8 protein-coding genes and 1 tRNA gene are annotated in these 13233 nt (G+C 48.4%); 5 read left to right on the top strand and 4 right to left on the bottom strand.

Going from position 1 to position 13233, the window contains the following annotated elements:
* Positions 1–55: 55 nt before the first annotated feature.
* Genes ilvN through HFE64_10675 form a run of 3 tightly spaced genes read right to left on the bottom strand, consistent with a single transcriptional unit; the run spans position 56 to position 3931 of the window.
* A complete protein-coding gene (gene ilvN / locus HFE64_10685; GenBank protein ID MCI8633927.1) occupies positions 56–559 on the bottom strand; it encodes an acetolactate synthase small subunit in 504 nt (167 codons plus the stop codon).
* Entirely contained in the window at positions 556–2244 is a 1689-nt protein-coding gene (gene ilvB, locus HFE64_10680; GenBank protein ID MCI8633926.1) for a biosynthetic-type acetolactate synthase large subunit, read from the bottom strand. Before ilvB ends, ilvN begins: the two co-directional genes overlap by 4 nt.
* 16 nt (positions 2245–2260) lie before the next feature.
* Positions 2261–3931, bottom strand: a complete 1671-nt coding sequence (locus HFE64_10675; protein MCI8633925.1) for a 2-isopropylmalate synthase — start codon at positions 3929–3931, stop codon at positions 2261–2263.
* Positions 3932–4541: 610 nt separating this feature from the next.
* Here HFE64_10675 and HFE64_10670 point away from each other — a divergent pair.
* The 4 genes from HFE64_10670 (at position 4542) to HFE64_10655 (ending at position 8784) form a co-directional block, all read left to right on the top strand.
* On the top strand, positions 4542–5396 hold the full coding sequence (locus HFE64_10670; GenBank protein MCI8633924.1) for a GNAT family N-acetyltransferase: 855 nt from the start codon (positions 4542–4544) through the stop codon (positions 5394–5396).
* Between the two features lie 91 nt (positions 5397–5487).
* Positions 5488–6825: an aspartate--tRNA(Asn) ligase gene (gene aspS, locus HFE64_10665; GenBank protein MCI8633923.1), complete on the top strand. Its 1338-nt coding sequence runs from the start codon at positions 5488–5490 to the stop codon at positions 6823–6825.
* Between the two features lie 70 nt (positions 6826–6895).
* A tRNA-Gly gene (locus HFE64_10660) sits at positions 6896–6966 on the top strand.
* Positions 6967–7539: 573 nt separating this feature from the next.
* Positions 7540–8784 carry a hypothetical protein gene (locus HFE64_10655; GenBank protein ID MCI8633922.1) on the top strand — a complete coding sequence of 415 codons (1245 nt, stop codon included), beginning with the start codon at positions 7540–7542 and terminating at the stop codon, positions 8782–8784.
* Positions 8785–8846: 62 nt separating this feature from the next.
* Here HFE64_10655 and HFE64_10650 read toward each other — a convergent pair whose 3' ends face one another.
* Positions 8847–9929, bottom strand: coding sequence for a glycoside hydrolase family 5 protein (locus HFE64_10650; protein ID MCI8633921.1), 1083 nt, complete (start codon positions 9927–9929; stop codon positions 8847–8849).
* Between the two features lie 147 nt (positions 9930–10076).
* On the opposite strand from HFE64_10650, the gene HFE64_10645 reads away from it, so the two are divergent.
* Positions 10077–13229: a response regulator gene (locus tag HFE64_10645; GenBank protein ID MCI8633920.1), complete on the top strand. Its 3153-nt coding sequence runs from the start codon at positions 10077–10079 to the stop codon at positions 13227–13229.
* The last annotated feature ends 4 nt before the right edge of the window (positions 13230–13233 follow it).

Genomic DNA, 13233 nt, shown 5'->3' with positions numbered 1-13233 from the left:
CTTTTAGGATAAAATATATTGTTCAACACCTGTAAACGATGTGAATAAACACTTGCTACTCTTTTTCTAAAATACTGCTGCTGCCGCGCTCCAGCGCCACCACGCCGGTCCGGCACATCTCAATGATCCCGTACGGCATCACCGTTTGAATGAATGCATCGATCTTGGAGGATTCACCCGTAATCTCAATGCACATGCTCTCTATGCCATAATCAATGATCTTGGCCCGGTACACCTGCACCGCCGTCATGATATCTGCGCGGTGCTCCGCCGCATTCTTCAGCTTGATCAGCGAAAGCTCACGCTTTACCGCGCCCTCATCCTCCAAAATTTCCACTTTTTTCACATTGTACAGCTTGCGCAGCTGATTGATCAGCTGCTCTCTGGCATAGCCATCGCCGCTGAGCGAAATCGTGATCCGGGAATATTCCGGCCGCTCCGTCTCTCCCACTGTGAGCGCGTCAATATTGAAACCTCGCCGGGTAAACATACTGGTCACCCGCGTCAGCACGCCAAACTTATTGTCCACATACACCGCAATCACAAATTGATTTTTCATGCCTTCGCCTCCTTTTTCACAATGATATCCTCAATGGATCCACCCGGAGGCAGCATCGGAAGCACAAACTCATCCTGATCAATCAGCGTGTCAATAATAAACGGCCCCTGCGCCTGCATGCCCTCAGCAAAAGCAGCTCTGAACTCCTCCGGCGTTTTAACGCGCACGCCGCGGGCGCCAAATGCTTCCGCGAGCTTAACAAAATCGGTCTGTCGTGCAAGCACGGTGTTAGAATAGCGCTCCTCAAAGAACAGGGTCTGCCACTGTCGCACCATGCCGAGCACGCCGTTATTGACAATCACGATCACCAAAGGCACCTGATAGGATACAGCCGTCGCCAGCTCATTCAAGTTCATGCCGAAGCTGCCGTCGCCTGTGATCAGCACCGTGGGATCGCCGGTAGCAATCTGCGCACCGATGGCAGCGCCCAGTCCAAAGCCCATCGTGCCAAGACCGCCGCTGGAAACAAAGCGTCTGGTCTTTTTAAAATCCACATACTGCGCCGTCCACATCTGATGCTGCCCTACATCGGTAGCAATGATGGTTTCCGGCGTTTTCAGCTCGTTAATGATATCAAACATCTTTCTGGGCGTCATCGGCACCGTAGCGGCTGCCTCTGCCTCCTCGGCAATCCGCTGCTCTTCCTGCAGGAAGCCTTCGACGGTTTCCTGCCATGCAGGATGCTTTTGACTGTCTACGCTGATCAGAATCCGCTCAATCGCATCTACAATATCACATACAATGCCTACGCTGACTCTGACGTTTTTGTTGATCTCGGAAAAGTCCGGATCCAGCTGGATGATTTTGGCGCCCTTGGCGTACTTGGCGACATTGCCGGTGGCTCTGTCGCTGAAGCGCACGCCCACACCAATGATAAGATCGGCGTCTTTGTTGGCCATGGATGAGGCATAATGCCCATGCATGCCTTCCATGCCTAGGAACCGCTCGCACGAATTGGAAATTGCTGAGAGGCCCATGAAGGTGCAGCCTATGTAGCCGTCGATTTTATCGGCCAGCGCCAGGATCTGCTTGCCCATCTTGCGCCCGGCCGCGCCGCCCCCGATATAGATGTAGGGGCGCTCGGCCTCGTTGATCAGCCGCACGGCCTCGTCGATATCGGCCTGCTTGGCCATCCGCTGCGGAATGAAGGGCATAACGGACTTTTTGCTGAATTCGCACTGCGCGATCTGCACATCCTTTGGGATATCGACCAGCACCGGGCCCGGGCGGCCGGACTTGGCGATCTGGAAGGCCTCACGAATGACGTCAGCCAGCTCCTCTACATTATTGACAAAATAATTATGCTTGGTAATGGGCAGCGTAATGCCCGTGATATCGATCTCCTGAAAGCTATCCTTTCCAATTAAAGAACACGGTACATTGCCGGTGATGGCGACCATGGGAATGGAGTCCATCATGGCCGTTGCAATCCCGGTGACCAAATTGGTCGCACCGGGGCCGGAGGTAGCGATCACAACGCCCACCTTACCGGTCGCTCTCGAATAGCCATCGGCCGCATGCGCCGCTCCCTGCTCATGCGCCGCCAGCACATGATGAATGCGGTCGCTGGCTTTGTACAGCTCGTCATATATATTCAGCACCTGACCGCCGGGATAGCCGAAGACATCGGTTACGCCCTGCTCGATCAGGGTTTCAATCAAAATCTGTGCACCTGAAATTTTCATCTGGTTCTTTACTCCTTTAATTGCCTGCGGTCAGCATATTATTTACAGCAGACAGCAGCGCCTTGACCGAGGATACAATAATATCGCTGTCGATGCCTACGCCCCAGTACGGCTTGCCGTTTTCATCGGAAATGCTCACATAGGACGCAGCGCTGGAATCTGTTTTATCTTCTAAAGAATGCTCGGTATAGCTCTCAAGCTTATAATGAATGCCTCTTGCCTTACGGATGGCATTGCTCACCGCATCCAGACGGCCATTGCCAACCGCCGTCTCCACGCGGCGCTCTCTGCCCTCTTCTATCGTCACCTGTGCTTCAATGCCCTCGGGCAGCTGCTTATAATGCGTTTCCGGAATCTGCAGCGGCGATAAAATATTGACATAGCTCTGTTTAAAGATTTCATATACTTCCTCTGGCTGCAGCTCCTTGTGCGCATGATCGGAAACGCTCTTGACCTGATAGCCGAATACCTCGCGCATCTTCGGCGGAAGCACAAAATTAAACCGAGTTTCCATGATATAGCCAATGCCGCCCTTGCCGGACTGCGAATTGATGCGGATCACATCGGCCTCATACACACGCCCCACATCCACCGGATCGATCGGCAGATACGGCACGTTCCAGTGCTCCGGCTGCTGTTCTGTCCGCCACTTCATGCCTTTGGCGATCGCATCCTGATGAGAGCCGCTGAACGCGGCAAACACCAGACGTCCGCTATAGGGCTGCCGCTCATATACATGCATGCGGGTGACCTTTTCGTATACCTCCGTGATCTCTGGCAGATTCGTAAAGTCAAGCTGCGGATCCACACCCTGTGAATACATATTCAGCGCTAAGGTGATGATGTCCACATTACCTGTGCGCTCCCCATTGCCAAACAGCGTGCCTTCAATGCGGTCGCCGCCGGCCAAGAGTCCCATTTCGCTGTCCGCCACGGCGCAGCCGCGGTCATTGTGAGGATGCAGCGAAATCACCAGATTCTCGCGGTTATGCAGATGCCGGCACATGTATTCAATCTGGTTAGCATAAACATGCGGCATAGAATGAGAAACCGTGACCGGAAGATTGATAATCACCTTATCGTCTGCCGTCGGCTGCCAGATATCGATAACTTCATTGCAGATCTCGGCGGCAAATTCCGGCTCTGTGCCGGTAAAGCTTTCCGGAGAATATTCAAACTGAAAATGGCCTTCTGTTTTCGCGCGGTATTCCAGGCAAAGCTTTGCGCCGAAGGTCGCGATATCGATAATTTCCTGCTTGCTCTTTTTAAAGACCTGCTCGCGCTGCGCAACGGACGTAGAATTATATAGATGCACAATCGCATGCTTAGCGCCCTTCAGCGCTTCAAAGGTTTTGGCGATGATATGCTCGCGCGACTGCGTGAGCACCTGAATGCTGACGTCATCGGGAATCATATCATTTTCAATCAGGGTACGGCAAAATTCATATTCTGTCTCGGAGGCCGCCGGAAATCCGATTTCAATTTCTTTAAAGCCTACTTTGACCAGCAGCTTGAAAAATTCCAGCTTTTCCTCCAGACTCATCGGCGTAATCAGCGCCTGATTGCCGTCGCGCAGGTCTACGCTGCACCAGACCGGCGCATGGTCGATATAGGCTTTCTGCGTCCAGCTCATTTCACAATCCGGCGCTTCAAAAAACTGCCGGCTATATTTTTCAAATCCTTTCATGTCCTCATACCTTCCTTTTTTCTTTCTTTTTTGCATCTGCTGCAGGGAGGCAAGCCCGTTATATATAAAAAAGCCTCTTTATCCCAAAGCAGAAATCTGTTTTGTTCAAAAGAGACGAAGATCATCTAATCCTCCGCGGTACCACTCTTCTTGGTGATAGAAACCCACTCACTCCGCGTCCATCAACGCAGATTCTCTGTAACGGGAGATCCCGTCTGATCCTACTTATCTTTTAACAAAAACGCTTTGATGGAAGGGCTTCTGTCGTAAGACCTGTTCAGTCAGCGGCTCAGGAAAAGAGCTATCCCCGCTCCGTGTACCGTTTCACACCAGCCAACGGCTCTCTGAAACACCTCTGCGGTATTTTTAATCCTTCATAACCTTTAGGCAGTATTCTAGCTGTTTAGCTCCTTCTTGTCAAGTGCAAAATATGCCAAAATACATTTTTTTAGGATTGATAAAGCATTTCGCTTCCATGCTGCTGCAATTTGTTGATATTGCCTATAGGCACGCGGCTCCGGCTAAACAAACTCTGCGCAATTTTTTCTTGCATTTACTTTCTGACTTTGCTATACTCATCGCTAAAATATTTAAAGGAGGCAAGAATACAATGGAACTTTTCATTTGTGCACATGGTCAGGAATTTTTAGACAGGTATGAGCCCCGCATGGCAGAGCATGAGGTAGTCTATCAGCTTATTTTAGGCAATGCCTATGCTAATGCCAAGAGCCCTGCCAATAAGGACTGTTTTTTTGGCGCCGTTTTAGATGATCAGCAGCAGCCGCTGTTTTTATTTGGGCATGTAGCCCCTTACCGCCTGCTGATGTATGCCTTAAGCTCTCCCTCTGCCGCCGGCGCTGTCCATCTGCTGTTTCAATATATCGAGGAGCAGCATATTGAAATCTCTGGCATTTTGGCCTCTGCTCAGATCTGTGATCTTTATTTGGCCTGTGACAAAAACCGCCGATACCAGCGCGGCCACCGCATGGATGTCATGGAGCTTCGCTCTGTCAATGAATTTCCGCTTAGTCCGGGCCGCTTCCGCAAAGCCTCTGCTCACGATCTGGAGCTGCTGGCAGACTATGCGATCGGTTTTCATCAGGATGTAGGGCTTGTCGTTTCTGAAAACGAATGGGAAAAGGCTTATGAAAAACGCAAGGATCTGCTGGCGTCCGATTCTTTATACGTATATGAAACACCGGAGGGCCAGATTGCCTCTACCGCTTATGTTGCCCGCCGTCTGAGTCACGGCTGCTGCCTGTCAGGCGTATACACGCATCCTTCTTGCCGCGGGCGCGGCTACTGCGCTTCTATGATGCAGCTGATTGCCAAAGAGCTGCTCGCAGGTGGCGCCGAATATTTGGGGCTGTATGTCGATCAGGAAAATCCCATTTCTAATCATACTTATAAAAAGGTGGGATACCGTATTTTGGTTGATAGTGTGGAGTATGACCGCCTTCCTTGATGTCTTCTTCTGCTGGTGCATGATTTGTGAATTGATTTTTGCGCTGAAACGTGCTACAGTAATGACAATTTAAAAATGGAGGCTGTTTGGTATGGACGATCGCGTATATATAAAGGATATTAAAAATCATCTTGGATGTAAAGTAAAGCTACAAGGCTTTGTGGATACTATCCGCAACAGCAAGTCGATGATTTTTATTGTTTTGAAGGATATCACCGGGAAGCTGCAGGTGACGCTGGAGAAGGAACAAAATCCGGCGCTGGCTGAGCGTCTGGAGCATGTGACCAATGATTCGGTACTGACGGTCTGGGGCACAGCAGCAGAGAATGAGTATGTAAAGATGGGCGGCATTGAGATGATTCCGAGCGATGTTCATATCGAAAGCCTTGCTGAGGCGCTGCCGATTATCCGTCAGGAGATTCCGGCAACGAAAAAGAAAAAGGCGGTGGAACGCTCAAGCATTGACCAGCGCATCGATTATCGCTGGATCGACCTGCGGACCTCTGAGAACCAGCTGCTGTTTCAGGTACAGACGGCCTTGGTCGCCGCCATGCGGCAATATCTTTTGGATGCCCATTTTATTGAGATTCATACGCCTAAGCTGATCGGCACAGCCAGTGAGAGCGGCTCGGATGTTTTTGAAGTGAAGTACTTTGACCGCAGCGCTTATCTTGCACAGAGTCCGCAGTTCTATAAGCAGATGGCTATGGCGGCGGGATTTGAGCGCATCTTTGAGGTGGGTCCTGTGTTCCGCGCTGAGAAATCCTATACCAGTAAGCATACAACTGAATTTACGGGATTTGACCTGGAGTTTAGCTATATTAACTCCTTCCGGGATGTTATGAAGCTGGAGGAGGCGCTCCTGACTGCTGGTTTGAAAGCGGTCCAAAGCCAATACGGCGATCAGATCCGCGAGGCCTTTGGCACTGAGGTGATCGTGCCTGATGCGCCGTTCCCTGTGGTGACATTGAAAGAGCTGTACGAAGGCCTAGCACAGGATTTTGGCTATACCCCTGACGATGCTGAAAAGGGCGATCTGACTACAGAGGCGGAACGGCTCAGCTTTGACTGGGTAAAAAAGCATTACGGACATGAGTTTTTGTTTGTAACTGATTATGATGCGGAGAAAAGAGCTTTTTATCATATGCGGGACGAAAACGGCGTACCACAGGGATATGATCTGATTTGGCGCGGCGTAGAGATCACAACAGGTGCTCAGCGCGAGCACCGCTATGAAATTCTCAAAAAACAGGCGGAGGAAAAGGGTCTGGCTAAGGATGTGAAATTCTATCTGGAGTTTTTTAAATATGGCTGCCCGCCGCACGGCGGCTTTGGCCTGGGTATCGACCGTCTGACCATGCTGCTTCTGGGACTTACGATTAAGGATGCAATGTTTATTTTCCGCGGTCCTAATCGGCTGACCCCGTAACCTAAAGTCTGATTTTAAAATAGGCCTTGCGTTTTATCTGTGAACGATGTATAATGGATGTGTTTCAAACGCAGGGTTAGTACATCGGTAGTACGCCGGCTTCCCAAGCCGGATAGGCGGGTTCGACTCCCGTACCCTGCTTTTTGTATGAGAACCGCCGGTTGGGGCGGTTCTTTTGTTGTTCTGATCGAATGTTACTTCTAAAGAAGCATTCTCAATAAATTTTAATTGACTTTTCTATCCTCAATCTGTATACTCTTTAATAACGGCATTTCCAGTAGATTGGGCGTGAGCAGTAATGCTCTGATCCATATTGCTATTGGAAATGCCGTTTATTTGTAATCTTATTGATGCCTCCTCGGCTCCAAATAAAAACTTTTTTACTTGACATTTTAAATGGTTAGATATAAGCTGTTATCAGATCTCAAGAACAGAGGAAGGGTATCTCCAATTTCATTGGCAGGCGCTTTCTCCAAGACCTTGAGATCTGATTTATTTTAAGGGAATAACTAAAACATTTAATCTAATGCCTTGATCTTTATATCTATATCCGATATACGCACGATAATAAATAACGCTTTAATTTTCCCTATTTATCTAACTTTCATTTTATAATATACATCAAATATGAAAAGGTTAGTTTCTGGCCAAAATTAACTACCAACAAAGGAGGCACTTTATTTTAGGCCAATATCACTTTAGGAGATTATGACTATGACTCAATTTAAAAAACTTACTATTTGTACTCTTATTTTAGCTCTACTTTTTTCCTTTACAGCCTGCACTTCAAACAATCCTGAGGCTGACAGCAATAGCATAATAGAATCCTCCCTTACCGCTGAATCCTCTCTTCCGCCAGAAAACGAATTTGATATAAGCGCTTATACCAAGCTTGTCGAGGAATCCCGCCAAGCTATTGAAGAAACAGCGATCTTACTTTCTAACCTGGGGCAATATGAATATAATTATTGGAATGCATTAAACAATGTCAATGGAACTATGGACTATTCCTCTATGGTAGACAGCGCCTTTAATTGGCTGCTCGATAAGGGTAATGTATCTCGTGATGAGGTTGTGCAAAATTATACTACGATTTGTAATCAATACAAAGAAATCATCCAAATCGACATCGGTACCAACTCGGCTGCTTCCACAATCAAAAATGAGTATGATACCTTATATACTAATTTTGATAACTACTATAGACTGGTTACAGATCCTTCCGGAGATGTTAATTCGTTTTCTGATACCTTTAATACATACACTCGGGCTATAGAGTCATCAAATAGTAAACTGGGGCTTTTAACTCAGGACTCTCATTCAGACAGTTCCCCTGATAATTCTAAGGATTCGGAATCAGATTCAGCCTCTACCGCAGAGACCTCCCGTTTTTCTGTTGATGCCGGATTTTATGAAGGTGATGAATACATATACTACACCCTTGTAATCAAAAATAATACCAAAGATCAATATCTTGAATATCCTTCAATCAATGTGACTTTTCGTGATGCAGACGGAAACTTAGTTGCTACCGAACAAGTTGTTACCTTCAGAGCAAACCCTGGCGATACACTTGCCTATAATAGCTTAACTCAAAATAACAGCGGAAAACCTGCGGCAAAGATCGAATGCGTACTAACAAATCAAGACGCTGAATACAAACAAGCTGAAAGTAACGTTATCCCCACAAATGATCTGTTCGAAGTCTCTAATGTTTCGATAACTCTGGGAAATTATTCAAATTATACTATTCTTGGAGAAGTAAAAAATAATTCCGGCAAAGATTCTGGCAGCGTAGCGATTTGCACTATTTTTTATAAAGAAGACCGCATCGTAGCAGGTCAAACTCAGTATCTTGATAATATTCCCAAAGACTCTAGCCTTCCCTTCAGCATGAGCACTTCTTCTCATGTCATGCCAGACTATGATAAAGTTATAACCCTTGTTCAATACTGGTAATTATACTTGCTCCCACTCTTTATGAGAACCGCCAATTTAGGCGGTTCTTTTGTTTATAAGCCCTATTTATTACCCTGCTGCAGCATATCATACACCCATCTGCCCGATGGGCTCAGATCCTCTCTGGCAAACCCAGAGGTTTTACTGCAGCCGCTATCGATCATCGCACTGGTCTCATTTTTATTAGATAAATTCCATGCCACATAGCTCACACCGCTGGCATCCATCGCTTCTACCCACTGATTCGCCTGCTGCTCATCGATCGCACCGCTGCCGCTGGCATCACAGATTCCGTATTCCGTCACAAAAACAGGCAGCCCCATCGCCACAGCCTCCGTCATGGCATGCCGCAGCTCATCCGTATGCGTCGCCGCATAAAAATGCAGCGCATACATAATATTATCATATCCGGCAATCGGATCTGCGGCGGCCTCTCCGACAAACTGTGACCAGTTAGGCGTCCCCACAATGATGATTCCTTCTGCATCCTGCGCCCGAATCACCGGAATGACCTCAGCAGCATACGCCTTAATCTCCTCCCATGTGGTGCCGCCATTAGGCTCATTGCATATTTCATACAGCACATGATCATTTTCGGTATATAAGGCTGCCATTTCTGCAAAGAAAGCTTTCGCCTCCTCTACATATAGATTCGGATTGCCATCCGACAAAATATGCCAGTCAATGATCACATACAGATCCAGGTCCGTCGCATACTCTACTCCCTTTTTCACAAGCTCCTTCAGCGCCGCCTGATCCCCGCCGCTGCAATAGCCGCCATATTCAGCCGTGTACATCGCCAGCCGGATGACATCTGCCTGCCACTCCTCCTTCAGCTGCCGAAAGCACGCCTCATTCACATACTCCGGAAACCACGCCAACCCATGTGTGCTAATCCCTTTTAGCTGCACCGGCTCGCCCTCTGCATTCACCAGCTGGCTCCCCTCAACATGCAGCGCCCTGTCCGAACCGTTATTGCTTTCCACCGTCTGCACGCTTTCCTCTCTTGCCCAAACCGAAACCTCCGCAGACTCCTCCTTCATCCTCTCGGACGATGGCTCTATCTCCTTCACACTTTCCTCGTTGCGGCCTGCGCCGCACCCTGCCAGCATACACAGACTCATGCAAATCCAAAGCAGCCTCATTTTATATACGCTCATACAATACTCCTTACAACTTTTTCTCCATCATATCGATTTAAAAAGGACTTGTCAATGCATTGACATCTATTCCGGGAATTGCTAAAATGAAATATATTGAATACTTTTACAACTCACTCTGGGAGGAACCCTATGTATCATTGTCATACACGGTTTTATTGCATCAGCCAGCAGCCAGAGTTATTTCAGATACTCCAAGAAATGCCTCCCCTTGAAGCTTTTACACATGAATTTTTCCAAAGCAGCCAAGCCGAGGCGCCGCTGGCGCAAAATGCGGATGTCATTCTGGCAGACTTCAGGCAGCTCAATGCGGCCGAAACCATTCGTCTGCTGATTGCATCCAAAAATGACGGGGCAGATCTTATTATATTAGCAGAAAAACAGCAGCTTCCTCAGCTGACAGAATATCTGCCAGATATTACCGATATCTGGTTTTTTCCTATGTCTGAGGCAGAGCTTCAGTTTCGTTTTTCTAAATGGCAGCAGCATTATCGCTTCTGCAAAAATGCGTGGGAGACCAATCAATTTTTGGAGTCAACCATCAACAGCGTCCCGAATTTGATCTGGTACAAGGACAAAGATGGTGTCCATGAAAAAGTAAATGATAGCTTTTGCCAAACGGTCGGCAAAACCAAGCAGCAGGTGCAGGGCCGCCGGCATGCCTATATCTGGGATGTAGAACAGGATGATCCTGCCTGCATCGAATCCGAGCGCATTGTCATGGAAAGCAAGAAAACCTTCGTCTCTGAAGAAACGATCCAAACTGGCGAGGGGATGAAATTGCTTACCGCTTACAAATCTCCTTTGTATGATCTTGATGGCAGCGTCATGGGCACGGTAGGCGTCGCGATCGACATCACCAAGGAACGCGCCTATGCACAGGAGCTGCTGCAAAAGAATCAAACGCTGGAGCTTCTTTTTACGACCATGGACTGCGGTGTTATGTGCCATTCCCTTGACGGCTCCCACATTATCAGCGTCAATAAGGCCGCGCTGCGTATTCTGGGCTATGCCTCACAAGAGGCGCTTGTCCAAAGCGGCTTTCACATGGTGGCCTCCTCTGTTCTGCCCGAAGATCAAGCACGTCTGCAGGAAAGCATCAGCGCACTTAAAAATGTAGGCGATAGTGTCAGCGTGGAATACCGCGTAAAGCATGCCGATGGCAAGATCCTGCATGTCATGGGCAATATCAAAATCATCGAGAAAAATGGTGAGCTTTTCTATCAGCGCTATCTCTTAGATTACACCGACCAAAAACTCCGCGAGGAGCAGGTGCGCTCTGAAGATAAACGGCGTCAGATGGAGCTCATCCATGCCCTCAGCACCGAATACAGTCTGGTTTGCTTCTTTGATCTGGACACTGGTCATGGCGAGGCACTGCGAATTAACGATTGTAAAAACAATATTCTGAATGATATCTTTTCAGGCAATTTAATCCTCGAAGACTGTATGAAGCGCTACATAGATACGGCCGTACATGAAGAAGATAAAGCCTTCATGCAGGAAGCTACTTCTCGCTCTTGGCTTGAAAAGGAGCTTTCTGAAAAAACAATCTGTCATATCAATTACCGTACGACCTGCTGCGGCGAGATCCGCTATTTTCAATTGAAGGCTGTTCGCTCTGGAAGTTGGGATATGAATCATGGCATTGTTCTAGGCTGCCGCAGCATCGATGAGGAAATGCATAAGGAAAGAGAGAAGCAGGCTCTGCTGGAGGATGCTCTTGTGCAGGCTAACCGTGCCAGCAAGGCTAAGAGCACCTTCCTTTCCAATATGTCCCACGATATCCGCACGCCTATGAATGCCATCATCGGCTTTACAACGCTTGCGATCACCCATATCGAGCAGCGCAATCAGGTGGAGGAATACCTCAAAAAAATCATGACCTCCGGGAATCATCTGCTGAGCCTGATCAACGATATTCTGGATATGAGCCGCATTGAAAGCGGCAAGATCCACCTCAAGGAGGAGCCCTGCAGCCTGCCCGATATTCTGCACGGTCTTCATAACATCATCCAGGCGGATATCCACGCCAAGCAGCTGGACCTGTACATGGATGCTGTTGATGTCCAGAATGAGGACATCTGCTGTGACCGCCTGCGCCTCAATCAGGTTCTTTTAAACCTTTTAAGCAATTCCATCAAATATACAGCCGCCGGCGGTATGGTGAGCGTAAAGGTCATTGAAAAGGCAGGCGCTCCGGCCGGGTATGCCAGCTATGAGTTCCATGTCAAGGATACTGGCATTGGAATGAGCGAGCAGTTTATTTCTCATATCTTCGAACCCTTTGAGCGCGAACGTAATTCGACGATCAGCGGCATTCAAGGGACTGGTCTTGGCATGGCCATCACGAAAAATATCATCGATATGATGAATGGATCCATCGAAATTAAAAGTAAACAGGGATTTGGTACAGAATGTATCGTTTCCCTCACCTTCCGCCTTCATGGCGGCGAAAAAGAACCGCGTATCATTCCCGAGCTCAAGGGGCTGCGTGCCTTGGTGGTAGATGATGATTTTAATACCTGCGACAGTGTGTCCTGGATGCTGCACCAGATCGGCCTGCGTGCGGAATGGACTCTTTCCGGCAAGGAGGCTGTGCTGCGCACCCGTCAGGCCAGTATGCGGGACGATCGCTATTTTGTGTATATTATCGACTGGCTCCTGCCCGATATGAATGGCATCGAGGTCGCCCGGCGCATCCGTCAGGAGATAGGCGATGAGGTCCCTATTATCGTTCTGACGGCCTATGACTGGTCTGATATTGAAGAAGAGGCACGGCAGGCGGGCGTTAATGCTTTCTGCAGCAAGCCACTGTTTCTTTCAGAGCTGAAAAGCTGCCTGCAGTCGGTCCTTCATCAGGATCAAAATGCAGAGCCGGCTTCTCCACTGCAAATCGGAAATCATAGCGGACGCATTCTCCTGACCGATGATAATGATCTGAATCTGGAGATTGCGCAGGCCATTTTGGAGGAGGCCGGATTTTCAGTAGAGACGGCTGCCAATGGCCAAATTGCGGTGGATATGCTGAAGGCTTCGCAGCCCGGCTATTATCAGCTAATCCTGATGGATGTGCAGATGCCGGTCATGAATGGCTATGAAGCCACGATTGCGATCCGGAAGCTAGAAGATCCGGCTCTCGCCTCCATTCCCATTTTGGCGATGACGGCCAATGCTTTTGATGAGGATAAGCAGGCCGCTCTGCAATCTGGTATGAATGGGCACATTGCAAAGCCGATTGATATTGACAAGCTGATTCAAACCTTAGAAGAAGTGCTTGACTAAAAAA

The organism is Lachnospiraceae bacterium, assembly GCA_022794035.1.
Classification (GTDB): domain Bacteria; phylum Bacillota; class Clostridia; order Lachnospirales; family Bianqueaceae; genus CALWPV01.
Note: the sequence above shows the minus strand (reverse complement) of the source record. Positions and strands in the feature narration are given on the sequence as shown.

What these genes read in the sequence shown, in the direction of transcription:
- ilvN (MCI8633927.1), bottom strand. Translation starts at nt 559, where the DNA reads ATGAAAAATCAATTTGTGATTGCGGTGTATGTGGACAATAAGTTTGGC.
- ilvB (MCI8633926.1), bottom strand. Translation starts at nt 2,244, where the DNA reads ATGAAAATTTCAGGTGCACAGATTTTGATTGAAACCCTGATCGAGCAG.
- HFE64_10675 (MCI8633925.1), bottom strand. Translation starts at nt 3,931, where the DNA reads ATGAAAGGATTTGAAAAATATAGCCGGCAGTTTTTTGAAGCGCCGGAT.
- HFE64_10670 (MCI8633924.1), top strand. Translation starts at nt 4,542, where the DNA reads ATGGAACTTTTCATTTGTGCACATGGTCAGGAATTTTTAGACAGGTAT.
- aspS (MCI8633923.1), top strand. Translation starts at nt 5,488, where the DNA reads ATGGACGATCGCGTATATATAAAGGATATTAAAAATCATCTTGGATGT.
- HFE64_10655 (MCI8633922.1), top strand. Translation starts at nt 7,540, where the DNA reads ATGACTCAATTTAAAAAACTTACTATTTGTACTCTTATTTTAGCTCTA.
- HFE64_10650 (MCI8633921.1), bottom strand. Translation starts at nt 9,929, where the DNA reads ATGAGGCTGCTTTGGATTTGCATGAGTCTGTGTATGCTGGCAGGGTGC.
- HFE64_10645 (MCI8633920.1), top strand. Translation starts at nt 10,077, where the DNA reads ATGTATCATTGTCATACACGGTTTTATTGCATCAGCCAGCAGCCAGAG.